Source organism: Streptomyces sp. NPDC030820 (genome assembly GCF_055572075.1).
This window is the reverse complement of the sequence record NZ_JBVIEB010000003.1, coordinates 585,833-604,570: the sequence shown is the minus strand read 5'-3', so window position 1 is coordinate 604,570 and position 18,738 is coordinate 585,833. Positions and strand designations below refer to the sequence as shown.

14 protein-coding genes and 1 pseudogene are annotated in these 18,738 nt (G+C 70.2%); 4 read left to right on the top strand and 11 right to left on the bottom strand.

All coding sequences use genetic code 11. From position 1 onward, the window contains the following. Window positions 1-152 precede the first annotated feature (152 nt). From ACZ418_RS11035 to ACZ418_RS11015, 5 genes are all read right to left on the bottom strand, one after another. Window positions 153-2,474: a GH92 family glycosyl hydrolase gene (locus ACZ418_RS11035; RefSeq protein ID WP_468360292.1), complete on the bottom strand. Its 2,322-nt coding sequence runs from the start codon at window positions 2,472-2,474 to the stop codon at window positions 153-155. Between the two features lie 210 nt (window positions 2,475-2,684). Continuing rightward, complete coding sequence (locus ACZ418_RS11030; protein ID WP_468360289.1) at window positions 2,685-2,969, bottom strand: hypothetical protein; 285 nt, start codon at window positions 2,967-2,969, stop codon at window positions 2,685-2,687. A gap of 16 nt (window positions 2,970-2,985) precedes the next feature. Next, window positions 2,986-4,206, bottom strand: coding sequence for a glucose-1-phosphate adenylyltransferase (gene glgC / locus ACZ418_RS11025; RefSeq protein WP_468360286.1), 1,221 nt, complete (start codon window positions 4,204-4,206; stop codon window positions 2,986-2,988). Between the two features lie 50 nt (window positions 4,207-4,256). Continuing rightward, a complete protein-coding gene (glgA, locus tag ACZ418_RS11020) occupies window positions 4,257-5,408 on the bottom strand; it encodes a glycogen synthase (protein WP_468360283.1) in 1,152 nt (383 codons plus the stop codon). 40 nt (window positions 5,409-5,448) lie between these two features. Next, window positions 5,449-6,198, bottom strand: a complete 750-nt coding sequence (locus ACZ418_RS11015) for a (2Fe-2S)-binding protein (RefSeq protein WP_468360280.1) — start codon at window positions 6,196-6,198, stop codon at window positions 5,449-5,451. Window positions 6,199-6,426: 228 nt separating this feature from the next. Here ACZ418_RS11015 and ACZ418_RS11010 point away from each other — a divergent pair, with 228 nt between their 5' ends. After that, window positions 6,427-7,587, top strand: coding sequence for a DMT family transporter (locus ACZ418_RS11010; RefSeq protein ID WP_468360277.1), 1,161 nt, complete (start codon window positions 6,427-6,429; stop codon window positions 7,585-7,587). Here ACZ418_RS11010 and ACZ418_RS11005 read toward each other — a convergent pair. Further along, a complete protein-coding gene (locus ACZ418_RS11005; protein ID WP_468360274.1) occupies window positions 7,577-8,719 on the bottom strand; it encodes a transglycosylase family protein in 1,143 nt (380 codons plus the stop codon). The genes ACZ418_RS11010 and ACZ418_RS11005 overlap by 11 nt on opposite strands. 273 nt (window positions 8,720-8,992) lie before the next feature. Between ACZ418_RS11005 and gndA the strand changes: the two genes are divergently transcribed. After that, window positions 8,993-10,432, top strand: coding sequence for an NADP-dependent phosphogluconate dehydrogenase (gene gndA, locus ACZ418_RS11000; RefSeq protein WP_468360271.1), 1,440 nt, complete (start codon window positions 8,993-8,995; stop codon window positions 10,430-10,432). A 512-nt stretch (window positions 10,433-10,944) separates the two neighbouring features. Here gndA and panD read toward each other — a convergent pair. From panD to ACZ418_RS10985, 3 genes are all read right to left on the bottom strand, one after another. After that, window positions 10,945-11,364, bottom strand: coding sequence for an aspartate 1-decarboxylase (gene panD / locus ACZ418_RS10995; RefSeq protein ID WP_468360268.1), 420 nt, complete (start codon window positions 11,362-11,364; stop codon window positions 10,945-10,947). 268 nt (window positions 11,365-11,632) lie between these two features. Continuing rightward, window positions 11,633-15,217 carry a sodium/proline symporter PutP gene (gene putP / locus ACZ418_RS10990; protein ID WP_468360265.1) on the bottom strand — a complete coding sequence of 1,195 codons (3,585 nt, stop codon included), beginning with the start codon at window positions 15,215-15,217 and terminating at the stop codon, window positions 11,633-11,635. A 410-nt stretch (window positions 15,218-15,627) separates the two neighbouring features. After that, window positions 15,628-16,365 carry a flavodoxin family protein gene (locus tag ACZ418_RS10985; RefSeq protein WP_468360262.1) on the bottom strand — a complete coding sequence of 246 codons (738 nt, stop codon included), beginning with the start codon at window positions 16,363-16,365 and terminating at the stop codon, window positions 15,628-15,630. A gap of 176 nt (window positions 16,366-16,541) precedes the next feature. Between ACZ418_RS10985 and ACZ418_RS10980 the strand changes: the two are divergent. Both ACZ418_RS10980 and ACZ418_RS10975 read left to right on the top strand, forming a co-directional pair. Further along, a pseudogene (locus ACZ418_RS10980) lies at window positions 16,542-16,763 on the top strand (thiamine pyrophosphate-binding protein); the annotation flags it as partial. 16 nt (window positions 16,764-16,779) lie between these two features. Continuing rightward, window positions 16,780-17,487 carry a hypothetical protein gene (locus tag ACZ418_RS10975; protein WP_468360811.1) on the top strand — a complete coding sequence of 236 codons (708 nt, stop codon included), beginning with the start codon at window positions 16,780-16,782 and terminating at the stop codon, window positions 17,485-17,487. A 58-nt stretch (window positions 17,488-17,545) separates the two neighbouring features. On the opposite strand, the gene ACZ418_RS10970 is transcribed toward ACZ418_RS10975, so the two are convergent. Then, window positions 17,546-18,181: an SMI1/KNR4 family protein gene (locus ACZ418_RS10970; protein ID WP_468360259.1), complete on the bottom strand. Its 636-nt coding sequence runs from the start codon at window positions 18,179-18,181 to the stop codon at window positions 17,546-17,548. A gap of 81 nt (window positions 18,182-18,262) precedes the next feature. Continuing rightward, window positions 18,263-18,718: a GMC family oxidoreductase N-terminal domain-containing protein gene (locus ACZ418_RS10965; protein ID WP_468360796.1), complete on the bottom strand. Its 456-nt coding sequence runs from the start codon at window positions 18,716-18,718 to the stop codon at window positions 18,263-18,265. Window positions 18,719-18,738: the final 20 nt, after the last annotated feature.

The following is an 18,738-nucleotide window of genomic DNA, read 5'->3' as shown; positions in this document are numbered from 1 at the left end:
CTTGCCTCACGCGTCGACGACGGGTGGATCTGCAGTCACTCGCAGTCAATCTCTGTCAACCGATTACGGTCAAGTACGATCAGGCTACGCTCAGTTAACAGAAGATTAAGTCCCGCCCCTCCAACAGGGGCGGGACCTAGGGATACGTCAGATCACTTCAGTACCGGTTGCGCCGCCCCGGGTGACGTACCCCACTCAGACGGGCGCGGGCCGACCGTGAACGCGAGCGAGCGCAGGGAGCGCAGCGCAGCCGTCGTCAGATAGGTCTGCCCGTGCGGTGTCCCGTCGGTGCGGACGGTCTGGATGTAGCGGTCGGTGGCCGAGGTGCCCGGCGCGGCGATCGTCAGCCGGCCGCCCGGCCAGTACCGGCGGTCCAGGGTGAGGTCGATCCGGTCGAAGACCGGCGTGGACAGGCCCCAGGTGCCGTAGCCGGGCTGGATCGGGAACAGCCCGATGGACGACAGCACGTTCCAGGCGGACATCGTGCCCAGGTCGTCGTTGCCGGTGATGCCGCCGGGCCCGTCGGTGAAGAGGGTCAAGGCGGCGTGCACCACGTCGGTGGTCTTCCAGGGCTGACCGGTGGCCAGGTAGGTGTACGGCGCGATGAGGTCGGGCTCGTTCATCGGGTTGTACTTGTCGGCGTTGTAGTACGCGTACGCGTCACCGTGCACCCACACCTCACGGGCCGTGCTCGCGGGGTCGGCCAGCAGCCGGTCGTAGGCGAAGAAGGAGTCCAGCCGGTCGTTGGCCGCGCGCTCGCCGCCGATGAGCCGCACCATGCCGGGCACGTCCTGCGGCACGAGCCACTGGTACTGCCAGGCGGTGCCCTCGTGGAAGCCGGTGCCGCGGGCCGGGTCGGCCGAGCCGGTGAAGGCGCCGGAGGCGTCGCGGGCGCGGAAGAAGCCGGTCGCGGGGTCGAAGATGTTCCGGTAGTTGCGCGCCCGTGCCGCATAGCGGGCGGCGTCGTCCTCGTGGCCGAGGCCCCGCGCCATCTGGGCCAGCATGGCGTCGGCGAGCGCGTACTCCAGGGTGACGGAGGCGCCGTGGTGGTAGTCGGAGTCGCCCATCTTGGCGTACGGCCGGTCCTTGTCGTACGGGGCGAAGCCGTGCGCGAGGTACTCGGCGTTGGCCTCCCGGCCGATGCCCGGGTACTCGGCCGGGGGGACGCCGTCGGCGTTCTTCTTCAGCGCGCGGTAGACCCGCTCCTCGAAGCCCTTGAGCAGGCCGGTCTGGTAGGCCGTCGTCAGGAACGGGGTGACGGGGTCACCGCTCATGATGTTCGTCTCGACCGGGCCGTACCCCCACTTGGGCAGCCAGCCGCCGTCCTCGTCGACCGCGACGACCGAACGCGCCATGTCCCGTGCCTCGCGCGGCGCGAGGAGCGCGAGGAGCTGGGCCTGGGTGCGGTAGGTGTCCCACAGCGACCAGTTCTGGTAGTACGTGAAGCCCTCGGCGCGGTGGACACGGCGGTCCCAGCCGAAGTAGCGGCCGTCGGCGTCGCTGCCGATGTTCGGCGCGAGGAAGGACCGGTACAGCGAGGAGTAGAAGGTCCGGCGCCGCGTGCTGGTGCCACCCTGGACGCGAACGGCGGCGAGCCGACTCTCCCACGCCTCACGGGCCTCTTCGCGCACGGTGTCGAAGGACCGGCCGCCCTCGGCGGCCAGGTTGCCGGCCGCGCCGCGCGCGTCGACGTACGACAGGGCGGTGGTCGCCTCGACCGTACGGTCCTTGGTGGTGTCGAAGCGGACATAGGCGCCGCCGGGTCCGCTGCGGGAGCCCGGGGTGAGCGTCTCGCCGTTCCAGGTGCCGTACGCGGTGAAGGGCCGGCTGAACCGGGTGATCGTGTAGACCGTGTACGGGCCGGTGTCCCGGCAGAAGCCGTGCCCGGTGATCTCGGTGCGCACGGTGTGGTCGTCGAGGATCTCGACGCTGCTGGAGACTCTCTTGTGCAGGGACTGGGCCGCGTTCAGCAGGACGTTGGCCTTGTCGGTGGCGGGGAAGGTGTAGCGCTGCACACCGGTGCGCTCGGTCGCGGTCAGCTCGGCCCGGATGCCGGAGGAGAGGCCGACCCGGTAGTAGCCGGGGCTCGCCGTCTCGTCCTGGTGCGAGAAGCCGGCCGCGTACCGGCTGTAGTCCGTCTGCGTGACGTCGCCGGTGGTGGGCAGCACGGGCAGGTCGCCGCCGATGCGGCAGCCGACGCCCGAGAGATGGACCAGGGAGAAGCCACGGATACGGCTTTGCGTGTAGTCGTAGCCGGTGTTGTGCCCGGTGTCCGGGGAGAGCTGCACCATGCCGAAGGGCACGGCCGCGCCGGGGAACGTGTTGCCCTCGTCCTGGCTCCCGATGAACGGGTTGACCAGATCGGTGAGGTGGCCGTCGGTCCGCTCGGCGGCCCGTGCGGCGGGGGTGGCGATCAGCGCGGACGCTGCCATCACCCCGGCCAGGCACAGCCGCGTGCGCCGGGTCCCTCTCATGTCGCATGACCTCCGCAGGTTCGACATCGATGTCTGAATCCTGAAGGTCGAACGACTCAGATCCGGGCAAGGTACGGCGATAGGATCAAACGCGTCGCGCCCGGCAGAGTCCGCGGGATGACGGAACGTCAGAACTGCCGGACCTCCACACCCCCAGGTCGGCCCGGGTGGCGGGTCTGAGCACGGGGCGGGAGCGGACATGCGCCGCCCCTAACCCGCGGGCGGGTCCCAGGGGTGCGGGGCGGGCTCCGCGTCCTCGACCTCGATCAGGTCCCCGGCCACCGCGTCCAGTTCTCGCCGGGCGTACTCGGTGAGGAAGGGGAACAGGGCTCCGCAGTCGCGGCAGGCGCGGGCGAGCGTGGCGTCGAAGGCCGGCCGTGGCCTGAAGAATCCCGAACGGCGGAACCTCAGCCGCAGCCGCTCGTACGACCGCTCCCCCGAGGTGAGTTCACCGACCGGGCTCAGCCGGCCGGAGCCGCATATCCCACAGCGCATGCCGGGAACCCTGTCCTCAGGGCACCCGCTGACCCTTCCCCAGGGCGATCACGCCGCCCTTGGACACCGTGTACAGCTCCGCGTCCCGTTCCGGGTTGACGCCGATGGTCGCGCCGGGCGGGACCTCGACGTTCTTGTCCAGGACGGCGCCGCGCACCACCGCGCCCCGGCCTATGCGCACGTTGTCGTGCAGCACCGAGCCCTGGACGACCGCGCCCGGGTCGACCCGGACGCCGGGAGAGAGCACCGACCGGGTGACCTGACCGCGGATCAGGCAGCCCGCGCTGATGATGGACTCGCTCGCGATGCCGCCCGCGTTGAAGCGGGCCGGGGAGAGCTGGCCCGAGTGGGTGTAGATGGGCCACTGGCGGTTGTAGAGGTTGAACGCGGGCCGCTCGGCGATGAGGTCCATGTGCGCCTCGTAGTAGGCGTCCAGGGTGCCCACGTCCCGCCAGTAGCCCTGGTCGCGGGTGGTCTCGCCGGGCACGTGGTTCTCGGCGAAGTCGTACAGCTGGGCCTCGCCGCGCGCGGTGAGCTGGGGCAGGATCGAGCCGCCCATGTCGTGCACCGACTGCTCGTCCTCGGCGTCCCGCTGCAGCGCCTCGACCAGGGCCTTGGTGGTGAAGATGTAGTTGCCCATCGAGGCGAAGACGGTCTCCGGGTCGTCCGCCAGGCCCGGCGGATCGGCCGGCTTCTCCAGGAAGCGCTCGACGACCTGGCCGTCCCGCCCCGGCGTGATCACCCCGAAGGACGAGGACTCCGCGCGCGGCACCCGGATGCCGGCCACCGTCACGCCGGCCCCGCCCTCGATGTGCTGGGCGAGCATCTGCCGCGGATCCATGCGGTAGACGTGGTCGGCGCCGAACACGGCCACGTACTCGGGCTGTTCGTCGTGGATCAGGTTCAGCGACTGCAGGATCGCGTCGGCGCTGCCCAGGTACCAGCGCGGGCCGAGCCGCTGCTGGGCCGGGACCGGTGTGACGTAGTTGCCGAGCAGGCTGGACATCCGCCAGGTGGTGGTGATGTGCCGGTCCAGCGAGTGCGACTTGTACTGGGTCAGCACACAGATCCGCAGCACGTCGGCGTTGACGAGATTGGACAGGACGAAGTCGACGAGACGGTAGGTGCCGCCGAAGGTGACGGCTGGTTTGGCGCGGTCGGCGGTCAGCGGCATCAGACGCTTTCCCTCGCCGCCCGCCAGTACGATCCCGAGTACGGAAGGCCCTCCACGACGCATGGCCGCTCCCCTCACCCTGGTTGAACCATGGCTGCCCCGAGCAGGCGGGACTAAGCCTGCTTGAGGATCTCCTCGTACAGCGCGGCCGTGCGCCGGGCCACCGCGTCCCAGCCGAACTCGCCGACCGCGCGCTCCCGTCCGGCCTCCCCCATCCGCCGGGCCGCCTCCGGGTCGCCGAGCACAGTGTCCAGCGCCCGGGCGAGGCCCGCCTCGAACTCGTCGTCCACGTCGACCAGGAGGCCCGTACGGCCGTCGGCCACGACCTCCGGGATCCCCCCGACCCGGGAGGCCACGACCGGGGTGCCGCAGGCCATCGCCTCCAGGTTGACGATGCCGAGGGGTTCGTACACCGAGGGGCACACGAACACGGCGGCGCGTGTGAGGAGTTGGATCACCTCGGGGCGCGGCAGCATCTGCGGGATCCAGAACACGCCCGCGCGGCTCCGGCTCAGCTCCTCGAACAGCTCCCGGAACTCCCGGTCGATCTCCGGGGTGTCGGGAGCGCCCGCGCACAGGACGACCTGGGCACCGGGGTCGATGTCCCGTACGGCGCGCAACAGGTGGGGCACGCCCTTCTGGCGGGTGATCCGGCCGACGAACAGGACGTAGGGGCGGCCGGGGTCGATGCCGTGCCGGGTGAGGGCGTCGGAGCCGTGGTCGGGCCGGTAGAGGAGGGTGTCGATGCCGTTGTGCACGACGTGGACGCGGGCCGGATCGAGCGCCGGGTAGCAGGCGAGGATGTCCTCGCGCATGGCGCCGGACACGGCGACCACCGCGTCGGCGGCCTCGACCGCGGTGCGTTCGGCCCAGCTCGACAGGGCGTATCCACCGCCCAGTTGCTCGGCCTTCCAGGGCCGCAGCGGCTCCAGCGAGTGCGCGGTGACCACGTGCGGAACGCCGTACAGGAGCTTGGCGAAGTGGCCGGCGAGATTCGCGTACCAGGTGTGGGAGTGGACGAGTTCGCGGCCTTCGAGGGCGGCGGCGATGGACAGGTCCACGGAGAAGGTGCGCAGCGCGTCATTGGCACCGTCCAGCACGGACCAGGGCCGGTGACGCACGACACCGACGCCGCGTCCCTCGCCCCAGCTGTGCACCTCCAGGTCCACCAGGGAGGTCAACTCCCGGGCCAGGAACTCCACATGGACACCGGCGCCGCCGTACACGTCCGGGGGGTACTCCCGGGTCAGCAGTCCCACACGCACCTGGCAACCCCCTTGTACCGGCGGCAGGTTCCCTTCATGGTCACCCAGAAGCGGCCCCTGGGGAAGAGCGCGGCGGCCGGGTGAAGCAGCAGTCGCCACAGACTCCGCCGCCGGGCACCCGGTAGTACAGGCAGCAGCTGCGGCGGCGGAAGGCGGTGCCGGTGCGGATGCCGGTGGTGCGGAGCAGGGGGTGGGCGAAGAGTTCGTCCGTCAGTGCGCGGGCCCGGTCGGCGAGATCGGTACGGCCGTGCGCGCGGGCCCAGCGGTCCAGTTCGCGGGCCGCTCCGGCGAGCGCGGAGCCCGCGTTGCCCCACAGCAGTCCGGGCGCGCTGCCGTATCCGGCGCTCAGGGCCTCCGCCAGGGGTTGCAGGTGTCCGTGCAGCACGGCGGCGGCGAGGCCGGCGGCGTCGCCGGGCAGCGGGCGCAGCTCGGTCAGGTACAGGTCCTCGGGGGCGGAGGCGAGCGGGTCCCAGCGCAGCAGTCGCGGGTCGAGGTCGGGCAGCCGGCCGTACCGGACGGCACAGCCGAGGGCCGCCGACCACAGCCGGGCGGCCAGTCCCTGCTGGGCGATGGAGGCGGCCACGCGTGGCTCGGGGGTGCGGAGCCGGTCCGCGACCAGGGCCACCCGCACCGCCAACGCGTCCGGCGTCACCCGTTCGTAGGTCTCGGCGAGGGTGGGCAGTTGCCGGGGATCCGGTCCGCCGGTGGCTGCGGCCGGGCCCGGGACCGTACGCAGGACGAAGAAGCCGCCGAGCGGGCGGAGGGCGGCGAGAGCGGGGTCGAGGTCCACGACGAGTACTGCTACCAGGTGAGTTCCCCGGTCCTCGCACGGGGCCTCCGTCTCGCGTCACCCGTCGCGAGGATGATCGCGCGGCCGGTGTACTCCATCGGCAGTAGGAGGCATTGCGTGCTCAGGGACGACGACGGGAAGAGCGCGGCCGGGCAGAGTGTTGGCCATGGAAGCCGACCGTACGTCGCGCCGGGCCCAGAGCCCCCGCCGCCCGCAGAGGAGACGCAGATGAGCGCCCTCGCGCTGTCCGTGCTCCTGTCGTTCGCGTCCGCCCTCGCCTACGCGGCCGGCGCGATCGTGCAGGAGCAGGTGGCGGTCTCCTCCCCCGGCAGCGCGTACCTTCCGCTGCGGCGGCCCGGCTGGTGGGGGTCGCTGGCCCTCAACGGCCTCGGCGGCGTGCTGCACGTGGTGGCGCTGGCCTACGGCCCGCTCAGCCTGGTCCAGCCGCTCGGCGCGCTGACCATCGTCTTCGCCCTGCCCATGGCGGCGCTCTTCGTCGGCCGCCGGGCCGGTACGACCGCCTGGCGCGGGGCGGTCATGGCCACCGTGGGCCTCGCCGGTCTGCTGGCCCTGGTCGGTTCCTCCGACAGCCACTCCCTCGACACGGCCCAGCGGGTGGCGGTGGCGCTGGTCACCAGCGGCGCGGTCGTGGCGCTGATGTGCGCCGGCCGGGCCGCGCACCGGCATCCGGCGGTGCGCAGCGTGCTGCTCGCCACCGCATCCGGCATAGCGTTCGGCATGTCGTCGGTGTTCACGAAGACCGTGGCCGTCGACTGGACGCACGGCATCGATCTGGACGATCTGCCGTCCCTCGCGGTGATCGCCCTGTTCGCCGTCGCCGGCGTCCTGGTGTCCCAGGCCTCCTACCGGGGCGGCGGCCTCGCCGCGCCGCTGGCCACGCTCACCGTGGTCAATCCGGTGCTGGCGGCCGCCGTCGGGATCCTGATGTTCGGCGAGACGTTCCGCCACGGCGGCACGGGCACCGTGCTCGCCGTGGCCTGCGGGGTGGTGGCGGCGAGCGGCCTGATCATGCTGACGACCGAGCGGATCGAGCGCGCCGGGACACCGGCCCTGCCGGACGGCGGCCTGGAACCGGTCGCCGCCACGGAAACGTTCCGGGCCATGCCCCAGCAGCGGGTGCCCGCGGAGGCCGCGCCTGGGCGGGAAGGACTTCCCGAGGCAGACGGCGCGCCCGACGCGCCGGTGCTGCGGGACCTGCTCGTGCCGGGCCCGGGCGGCAGCCTTGCTGCGGGCGCCCGCGTGGAGGGCGCCGACGGCTGCGGACCGCCGGACGTCCGCTCGCTCCCCGCGTCGTACCTCGCGCTGCCCGCGGGTATCGGGATACCGCTGCCGGTCCTGGACGGGCAGGGTACGTGCGTCAGATCCTGACGCCGCCGGCCCGCAGATAGGCGAGCGGGTCGATGTCCGTGCCGAAGTCCGGCCCGGTCCGCACCTCGAAGTGCAGATGCGGGCCGGTGACGTTCCCGGTGGCTCCGGAACGGCCGATGCGCTGGCCCGTGGACACGTTCTGCCCGATCCGCACCGAGATGGCCGACAGGTGGCCGTACTGGGTGTAGCGGCCGTCGGCGTGCCGGATCACCACCTGGTAGCCGTAGGAGCCGCCCCACCCCGCGGCCACCACCTGCCCGGCCTCGGCGGCCTGCACGGCGGTGCCGGTCGGCACGAGGAAGTCGACGCCGGTGTGGTAGCCCTTCGACCAGTGCGAGCCGGCCACGCGGTAGCCGGTGCCGATGGGCGCGTCGACCGGGGCGACGAGGGTCCGGCCGGTGCTCTTGGTGTTCTTGGTCCGATGCGGTGCGGTCCGGTGCTCCGAAGGGTCCTTCTTCTTCGGGGACTTGGTGTCGGTGGCGGCCGCGCCGCGCAGGCTGAGCCGCTGGCCCGGCAGGATCAGGTCGGGATCGGCGCCGATCGTCCCCCGGTTGCCGGCGTACAGCGCGTGCCAGCCGCCGCGGACGTGGTGCGCGTCGGCGATGCCGGAGAGGGTGTCGCCGTGCACCACCGTGTACATCTCGGCCCGGCCCGCGCGTGACTGCGGGGTGGTGTGCGCCTGTACGTCCTTCAGCGCGGCGCCCTGCACGGGGCGCCTGGTGGTGCTGTCGGTGTGCACGCCGGGGTCCGCGTCCCCACGGGTCAGCCCGGCCCGCACCGAGCAGACCGGCCAGGCGCCCGGGCCCTGCCCGTCGAGGACCTTCTCGGCGACGGCGATCTGCTGGTCCCTGGTCGCGAGGTCGGCGCGCGGGGCGTACCGGGTGCCGCCGTAGGCCTCCCAGGTGGACTGGGTGAACTGCAGCCCGCCGTAGTAGCCGTTGCCCGTGTTGATGCTCCAGTTTCCGCTGGACTCGCAGGCGGCGACCTTGTTCCAGGTGGAGCCGTCGGCCGCGTCGGCCGTGCCGGCGGCGACCAGCGGGATCGCGAGGCCGGCGCCACCTGCCGTGACGGTGAGTGAGGCGCGGTTGATCCTGTTCGGCTGGTACCGGCGATGCCGGCCGCGTACGGCCATCTCCGAATTCCCCTCGGCATGCGTCAGGAGGGGGCAAAAGTAAGCGCCACGAACAGGCCATGACAAGACGGAAAACCGGCCTCCCGCACCACCCAAGTGGCCGGGAACGGACCTTCGTTGACCGGATTCCCGGAGGACTGAGGCTTCGGGCGGCCGCACGTCGTACTGAAGGCATGGCGGGTCGGATGTGCGCTCGCCGTGGCGGCACGCCAGGATGGGCGAGGACCCGTACTGACGGAGCCGTAGTCACGAGGCAGCTAGGGAGCAGGCGGTATGAGCACTTCAGCGCAGATCGGTGTCACGGGCCTCGCGGTCATGGGCCGCAATCTCGCCCGCAACTTCGCCCGCAACGGCTACACGGTCGCGGTGCACAACCGTACGGCGTCGCGGATGAAGGCGCTGGTGGAGGAGTTCGGGCAGGAGGGCGACTTCATCGGGGCCGAGACCGCCGAGGAGTTCGTGGCGGCGCTGGAGCGCCCGCGCCGCCTGATGATCATGGTGAAGGCGGGCGAGCCGACGGACGCGGTGATCCAGGAGTTCGCGCCGCTCCTCGAACCCGGCGATATGATCATCGACGGCGGCAACGCGCACTTCGCGGACACCCGGCGCCGGGAGCGGGAACTGCGCGAGCGCGGCATCCACTTCGTCGGCACGGGCATCTCCGGCGGCGAGGAGGGCGCGCTGCACGGGCCGAGCATCATGCCGGGCGGTTCGGTGGAGTCGTACGCGTCGCTGGGCCCGATGCTGGAGAAGATCTCCGCGAAGGCGAAGGACGGCGCGCCCTGCGTGACCCACTGCGGCCCCGACGGCGCCGGGCACTTCGTGAAGATGGTCCACAACGGCATCGAGTACGCCGACATGCAGCTGATCGGCGAGGCGTACCAGCTGCTGCGCGATGTCGCCGGGTACTCCCCCGCCGAGATCGCGGAGATCTTCCGCACGTGGAACACCGGCCGTCTCGACTCGTACCTGATCGAGATCACGGCGGAGGTGCTGTCGCACGTGGACGCGGCGACGGGCAAGCCGTTCGTGGACGTGGTGGTGGACCAGGCCGAGCAGAAGGGCACCGGCCGCTGGACGGTCCAGATCGCGCTGGACCTGGGTGTGCCGGTGTCCGGCATCGCCGAGGCCGTCTTCGCGCGCTCGCTGTCCGGTCACGCGAAGCTCCGCGAGGCCTCGCGGGGGCTGGCGGGCCCGCAGGCGGCGCCGCTGAGCAAGGAGGAGGCGGGCGCCTTCGCGGACCGGGTGGAGCAGGCGCTGTACGCGTCCAAGATCGTGTCGTACACGCAGGGCTTCCACGAGATCACCGCGGGCAGCGAGGAGTACGGCTGGGACATCGACCTCGGCGCGGTGGCCTCCATCTGGCGGGGCGGCTGCATCATCCGGGCAGCGTTCCTCGACCGGATCCGCGCCGCGTACGACGCCCGCGCCGATCTGCCGAGCCTGCTGTCGGACGAGACCTTCGCGCGCGAGATCGCCGACGCGCAGGACGACTGGCGTGAGGTGCTGATCGCCGCGACTCGGCAGGGGGTGCCGACGCCGGGGTTCGCGGCGGCGCTGGCGTACTACGACGCGCTGCGGGCACGGCGCCTGCCGGCGGCTCTGACGCAGGGGCAGCGGGACTTCTTCGGGGCGCACACGTATCGGAGGGTGGACCGGGAGGGATCGTTCCACACGTTGTGGGGTGGGGATCGGTCGGAGGTGTCCGCCTGAGGTCTGAGGTGGCCGCTCTAACGAGGCCGGGGGAACGCGCGGCCGGCGTGTGCGGGTACGTCGTGGCTGGTCGCGCAGTTCCCCGCGCCCCTGGGAACCGGCGCTTCGCGTCTGGTTCTTCAGGTCAGTGGTGGACCGGGTTCGGGGTTCGGTACCGGCTCCGGGCCCGGTGGGATGGGGGACGGTGAGGGCTCCGGCGGCCCGGGGGCCGGGGGTGCCGGAGGTGGGGTCGGGTCGGGGCCCGGTGGGGGTGGTGTGGGCTGCGGGCCAGGTGGGGGCGGTGTCGGCTGGGGGCCCGGCTCGGGTGGTGGGACGGGGCTCGGGTAGGGGTCCGGTGTGGTGGGACCCGGACCCGGTGTCGGCCCCGGGGGGACCGGGCCGAAATACGGATTCGTCATGGCGTCCTCCGGGCAGTCGCTGAACGTCGCCTCTGGACTACTCCCCCGCCTACCCGACCCCCGCGCGGCCACTCACCCGACAGGCCGAGCCGCCGTCCGCTCAGCGCCCCGTGGTCAGGCCCGGACGGCCTGCGGGCTGCGCTGCTGGTCCGAGCCGGGCACCGGCTCGGACGGGTCGGCACCGAGGGAGACGATCCGGTTGCCCGCGTCGACATGCACGACCCGCGGCTTCAGCTCCCGCGCCTCGGCATCGGTGACCTGTGCGTAGCTGATGATGATCACCAGGTCTCCGGGGTGCACGAGATGGGCGGCCGCCCCGTTGATCCCGATCACCCCGGACCCGCGCTCGCCCTCGATGACGTAGGTCTCCAGCCGGGCGCCGTTGGTGATGTCGACGATGTGCACCAGCTCGCCCGGCAGCAGGTCCGCGGCGTCGAGCAGATCGGCGTCGATGGTCACCGATCCCACGTAGTGCAGGTCGGCCTGGGTGACGGTGGCACGGTGGATCTTGGACTTGAACATGGTACGAAGCACGAAGAAACTCCCCATTCGTCTGCTCCCTGCCTGCTTTCTGCAGGTCAAGGGCGATGTTCGGAGGCTACAACGTTTCGCATGTGGGGTCAGCTGTCGCCGGGTGTTTGAGGACTCACACTGACCTGTTGCTGACTTTCCTGACGGCGCGCCAGTCCATGGGCATACGTGTGAAGCTCGTCGTCAGCGACAGTCAGCGCCCCACTGCCCCGTCTGCGGGAGCCATCAGATCCACGTTGTGCGGCGATGGCGGATCCGCCCGCCGGGCTGGCTAGCCGATCGCGTCGGCCGCAATGACCTGCTCCGTCCAGATGATCTTGCCGGACTTCGTGTAACGAGTGCCCCACCGGCGGGCCATCTGGGCGACGATCAGCAGGCCCCGTCCCCCCTCGTCGGTGGTCCGCGCGTGCCGCAGCCGCGGCGCGGTGCTGCTGGCGTCGGAGACCTCGCAGATCAAGCCGCGATCCCGGATCAAGCGCAGGCAGACCGGTCCGGCCGCATGGCGGATCGCGTTGGTCACCAGTTCGCTGACGATGAGTTCCGTGGTGAACCTGAGATCGGGGATGCCCCACTCCGTCAGCTTCTGAGCCGCGAGGCCGCGGGCATGCGCGACGGCAGCCGGATCGCTGGGCAGGTCCCAGGAGGCGACGCGGTCCGGAGCCAGGACACGGGTACGGGCGAGGAGCAGGGCCGCGTCGTCGGCAGGCGGACCCGTCAGCAGGCTGTCGATCACTCGCCGGCCGGTCTCCGCCAGGGTCGGCAGGGGGGCCGCGAGGGCATCGCCCAGCCGGGAGAGCCCGACGTCGATGTCCCGGTCGACGGACTCGATGAGGCCGTCCGTGTAGAGGGCGATGAGGCTGCCGTCTTCCAGCTCGGTCTCGATGGACTCGAACGGGAGGTAACCGAGGCCGAGTGGCGGTCCGGCGGGCAGGTCCAGAATGTCGACGGCGCCGTCGGGAGCGACGATCATCGGCGGGAGGTGACCGGCCCGGGCCATGGAGCACAGCCTGCTGACCGGGTCGTAGACGGCGTACAGGCAAGTGGCGCCCAGGAACGCGGTGCCCGTCGCCTCGCCCTCGGCCGCCAACGGAGCATCGATGTCGTGCGCCCCCATGAGGCCGATGACCAGATCGTCCAGATGGGCCAGCAGTTCGTCCGGAGACAGGTCGAGGTTGGCGAGCGTGCGCACCGCGACGCGCAGGCGCCCCATGGTCGCCGCCGCGTTGATGCCGTGCCCGGCCACGTCCCCGACGACCAGGGCGACCCGTGCTCCGGAGAGCGGGATCACGTCGAACCAGTCGCCGCCCACACCGCTGGGGGCATCCGCCGGGAGATACCACGAGGCCACGGCGAGAGCGGACCCTCCCGTCAGGTCCTGTGGCAACAGGTAGCGCTGCATGGAACGGGCCGCCGTACGCTCACGGGTGAAACGGCGTGCGTTGTCGATGCACACCGCCGCGCGGGAGACGAGTTCCTCGGCGAGGCGGACGTCGTCGTCCTCGAAGGGGCCCAGCCGCCGGGACCGGGCGAACGTCGCCACCCCCAGGGTGACGCCGCGCGCCCGCACGGGGACCACCATCACCGAGCGGAAGTCGTAGTCCAGGAACGAGGCGCCCAGCGTCTCGTCCACGGTCACCCACGGACTGTTGGTGCGGTCAAGGACCCGTTCGACCAGGGTCCTGCTCTCCAGCAGACAGCGGGTCACGGGCGACGCGGGCGCACGTCGGACTGCTTCCCCCACGGCAAGGGACGCCTCGGGGCATCCCTCACGGACCGACCGCTGGGCCGCACGGCGGATGACGGGTGACATACCGACCGGCCCGGGGGCCGGCTCCTCGCCCCTCGTGACCGAGTCCAGCAGGTCGACGGCGACGAAGTCCGCGACGGCCGGCACCGCGTCGTCGGCCAGTTCCTGCGCGGTCCGCGTCACGTCCAGGGTGCTGCCGATGCGCGCAGCGGCGTCATTGAGCAGGGCCAGACGCTCCTGCGCCCGCCACCGCTCAGTGACATCGATGGTCATGTACCAGACACCGACATTCCGGTCGTGACGGTCCTTCATCGCGAAGAAGGAGGCAGAGATCGCGCGGCCTCGGTCGTGCACCGTGTAGCCGGCGCCGCGGTACTCGAAGTCCATCACCGGCGCACCGGTCCGAAGAACCTCGCGCATCTTCTCCTCGAAGGCGTCGGCCTCGGCCTGCGGCAACACCTCCGCCATCCGCCGCCCCAGCCGCCGCTTCAGCGAGATCTGGCGGTCCAGCGGCTCGTTCACCCAGACGTACCGCAGATCCGTGTCGAGAACGGCGATGCCGACCGGCGCGTGGCTGAGGAAGGGGGTGAGCATCAGCTGGCTCACCCCGCCGCCCGGCATCCGCCAGAAGGCCCGTTTCGGAGGTCGGCCGACGAACCTGCCGAAGATCAGGGCCGCGACCGTGGCGACCAGGGCGCCCGGAATGATCTCGTAGATGCCCGACCAGAAGGGGCCGTGCAGTGGCTTGACCACACGCCACAGGAGCACCGTGACTGCGCCGGACACGATACCGGCCATGGCCCCCGCCCAGGTCATGCGCGGCCAGTACAGCGAGAGCAGGACCACCGGACCGAAAGCGGCCCCGAAACCCGCCCAGGCGTAGCCCACGATCCCCAGCAGCTCGCCGCCTCTCAGCGCGATCACGGAGGCCACGAGGGTCACGGCGACGACGGCGGAGCGACCCACCCACACCAGTGCCTCGTCCGAGACGCGCCGCTTGAGGAACGCGTGGTAGAAGTCCTCCGTGAGTGCGACGGACGACACGAGGAGCTGGCTGTCCGCGGTCGAGATGATCGCGGCGAGCACCGCGATCAGCATCACACCGGCGCCCCACGGACTGAACAGGGTCCGGCTCAGAGCGATGTACACCGTCTGTGGATCATGGAGCGGTGTGCCGAACTGCGCGATGCCCAGCAGGCCGACCACTGTGGCACCGGCCAGCACCACGACCACCCACCCGGTCTCGATACGACGGGCCGCGGGTACGGCACTGGTGCTGCGGATGCCCATGAAGCGGGCCAGGATGTGCGGCTGCCCGAAATAGCCGAGGCCCCACGAGAGCAACGAGATGATCGAGACGGCGCCGAGCGACCCGCCGCCTCCCGACCACCGGCCGTCCGTGAAGCCGACTTTGGCACCCATGTCCAGCAGGCTGGGCGTCTTGCTGTCCAGGGAGTCACGAAGCGCACCGAAGCCGCCGAGCGTCGTGATACCCACGACGGGGAGGACGAGCAGGGCGAGGAACATCAGCGTGGCCTGCATGACGTGGGTCAGGCTCACGGCCAGGAAGCCGCCCAGGCATGAGTAGACGACGATCACCAGGGCGGTCAGGGCCACCCCGAGCCGGAAACCGGCGCCGAAGATGTGCCCGAAGAGGAGCCCGCCGGCCACCAGTCCACTGGCCACGTACACGGTGAAGAACACAAGGGTCACCGCCGCCGAGACCATCCGGAGCATCCGTGTGCGATCCTCGAAACGCTCCTCCAGGTAGGCCGAAAGGCTCACCGCGTTCCCTGCGCGCTCGGTGTAGGTGCGCAGCCTCGGCGCGACGAACAACCAGTTGAGGTACGTACCGAGCACCAGGCCGACCGCGATCCAGCTGGCGCCGACACCGGCCGCGTACACCGCTCCGGGGAAGGCGAGGAACAGCCAGCCGGACATGTCGCTGGCCCCTGCGGACAGGGCGGCGACGAACGCGGGGAGCCTGCGGCCGCCCAGGGCGAAGTCGGCGAAGGTGTGCGTACGGCGGTAGGCCCAGACACCTGTTCCGATCATGACGGCCACATACACGAGGAACGTGGCCACGATCGGCGCACTCAAGTCGGACATAATCCCTCGCCTGCGAGGTTCATCACGGGCTACAACCGCACGACTGACAGTCGTGATCCCTACTGCACAAATGTACAGATTCCGGTCGCCGTCGGCGGCCGGTGCCGTCCGCGCCGGTGCGGGCACGGGGATCCGTCACGCCGAGGTCGAAGAGGACCGCCATCACAGCGATCAGGCACGAAAGTCTTCTCCCTCAGGCATGGGCAGCCCGATCAGGAGCGGTGTCACGTCATCGTCATGTGTGGCCGGGTCTGGCAGGAGGATCTTGATCAGCAGGTCGGCGGTCTTGTCGAGGCTCTCCTGATCTGCGGCGGCAGCCCGAGGCGGTGCACAACCCTCGGCTATGAACGGTCGCCCACGCCGCCACAGCCGACCCCGTCGGCCGCCCGCCGGTTTCCCTGGGCATCACGTTACCGGTGCTCGGGGTTCTCGTAGTCGCGGCGGCAGCCGGCGTCCCAGGCGGTGCGCTGGTTGCCGTAGGCGGGGATGCCGCCGAGGTCCTTCAGCGCACGGGCCATGTGGAGCAGGTTCCAGGTCATGAAGGTGGTGTTGCGGTTGGTGAAGTCATTCTCCGGGCCGCCCGAGCCGGGGTCGAGGTAGGAGGGGCCGGGGCCCGCCTCACCGATCCATCCGGTGTCCGCCTGGGGCGGGATGGTGTAGCCCAGGTGCTGGAGGCTGTAGAGGACGTTCATCGCGCAGTGCTTGACGCCGTCCTCGTTACCGGTGATCAGGCAGCCGCCGACGTGGCCGTAGTAGGCGTACTGGCCTGCTTCGTTGAGCAGGCTGGAGCAGGCGTAGAGGCGTTCGATCACCTGCTTCATCACGGAACTGTTGTCACCCAGCCAGATGGGGCCGGCCAGCACCAGGATGTCGGCCGCCATGACCTGCCGGTACAGCTCGGGCCAGGCGTCCGTCTCCCAGCCGTGCTCCCTCATGTCGGGCCACACACCGGTCGCGATGTCGTGGTCCACCGCCCGTACGACATCCACGTGCACGTCCTGCGCGTCCAGGATGGCGGTGCAGCGGTCGATCAATCCCTGGGTGTTGCTCTTCTCCGGTGAACGTTTGAGGGTGCAGTTGATCACCAGCGCACGCAGGTCGTCGTACCGGGCCGGCGGTGCGTCGGTGGCGGGCGGCGAAGGGGTCACACGGTCCTCCCGGAGTTCCGCCGCCGCTCTGTGCATGGCGGTTCGTTCTCACCTCACCAGCGTGCGTTCCGACCACGGCAGCCGCCACCACAACGCCTCCAAACAGCCACAGCGGTCCACGCCCGGTCGGCGGCGGACGAGTGGCCCGGGCAGCCACGTGTACCTACGTTCGCCTCATGAGCACCGAAGGCGCGACCAAGTCGCGGACCACGGCAGCAGCGGACGACGTCGCACACCTGCTGGTGCGCTGTCTGCGAGCCGAAGGCGTCGAGTACGTCTTCGGGATCCCCGGCGAGGAGAACATCCGCTTCGTCGACGCCCTGAGCGGCTCCGGGATCCGGTACATCCTGGTGCGCCACGAGCAGGCCGCCTCGTTCTCCGACCGCCGGCACCTCCGAGAAGTTCGACCGAGGCGTGTACCTGAGCTTCAAGGCAGACAGCCCCAAGTGGCAAGGTGTTGTTCCCGTCGACAAGCCAGAGATCTCGCTGTTCGACCAAATCCGCTGCGACAACTCGGTGACCGTCCCCAACTCCACCGGATGCATCTTCTACAAGCACATACCGACATACACCGTGAACGATCGGAAGTACCCGGCCGCTGCTGCGTACTACTGGCTGCTCCGCGAGGAACTGCCGTCACACCCGGGCAGCGAGGAACACAAATCGCCGCTCCACTGGGAGATCGACCAGAGCGTGCGGGACAAGAACAGAGGAGTGGTGTGCCCCAACTCCTGGAAGCCATACGACAAGGCAACTCCTGAGGCGACCACAAACAGCCCCGACGGCCGGCAATGCGATGAGTACCGCTTCGCGTCAACGAAGGAAAGGGGCGGTCAGTTCGTCGACAGCGGCGACGAGTGCATTCAGCTGTACGCCCAGAAGAGTGCCAGTGACGGCAAGTGGCGCCTGTACTACGACGACCGCCCAGGAGTCGCTGCGCCCACGTGGCAGGAAGTCTGCGGACGGGCATCGATGTCCGCGATACAGAACGAGGGCGCGGGCCGCGACGTCGGCTCCTTCTACAAGAAGGCCCGCGTAGACGACAACGATCCCTTCTACATCAAGGATCCGGACCTCGAGGGCTGCCGCCCCGATGAAGTCTGCGTGGTTCAGCCGCACTAGCTAGTTGGAACAAGGTGACGGTCCGGAGTAGTTTCCTGCTCCGGACCGCCTCAGTGCTTCATGCCCACATCACGTGTGCATCATGACCTGCGCCGCTCACGCTTGGCGTCTGCGGCTCGGCATAGTCGGCAAGCCGTATGGGAACTTCCTCCGTGAGAGCTCCCAGAAGCTGCTGGAACATCTGATGAAGACTGTCCCAAACCTTCACCGGCGCGTCCGTGTCGCCGGTCTGCAGGCCGTACAGCACGTTCCCGAACCCGTCTCCGGCACGGTGATCAACGATGAGCTTCCCGCCCGTGAGATCAGAGGCGATCGGAACCCACCGTACGTGGAACGAGTACCCATACACACCGTCGTAAATGTCACGTAGGTCAGGGTCTTCCGACTCGTTTGCATCGATCCACTCAGCGATGCCTTCCTCCATCCACCGCTGACCGTCACGCATTCCAGCCGAGGTGAGCAAGATGAAACCCCCAGGAAGGATGACCCCTGGGCCCGCATGGCTGGTGGCGGACGACCCGTCATGACGCCGCAACCACGTCACGAGATCGGGATGCAGGTCGAACCGTCGGTCAGTAATGGCGTCGATATCATCCTGCGTAGCCGGAGGATTCAACGCAGCATAATCCGCTGGAGCGTTAGCCCCCAGCCACGCATCGAGGTGGCCCAGTACGTCATCGAGTGAATCAGTCATGCGACGACCCTAACTTTGCCAATCCATCACACTCCATTTCCGGCAGGCGCCCGAGCAAGCGACCGAGTGCAGTCGAGCCGATCACGACTGGGGAGTCCAGGCCCGCCCGACACTTTGCCACCGAACTCGTTGCCCGCGTCCCCTCCCCCGAGGTTTAGTACGCAGCTCCGTCTCCGGGGCGCGCAGCAAAAGGAGCAACCGGTCGTACGTCCACGCCGGGTTGCCCGCTGCCGCCCAGCGGTCGAAGTCCCCGCGCCGGGCGCGGACGCAATAGCTGCCGTTGACGGTGGTCGAGCCACCGAGGTGGCGCGCGCGGACCACCGTGTAGGGCCGTTCGGGCGTGAGGTGCGCGGCGTACCGCTGGATGGCCGGGTGGTCGGGCTGGGCTCCGGGAATCAGCCGCGCGTCGAGCAGCTCGGGCGCGAAGTCGCGGCGACGGCGCGGAAATGGCCCTGTTTCGAGGAGGAGCACGGTACGGCCTGCGTCCTCGCTCAAGCGCGCCGCCAACGCGGCGCCGGAAGCCCCTGCTCCGACCACGATCACATCGGCGGACGTTC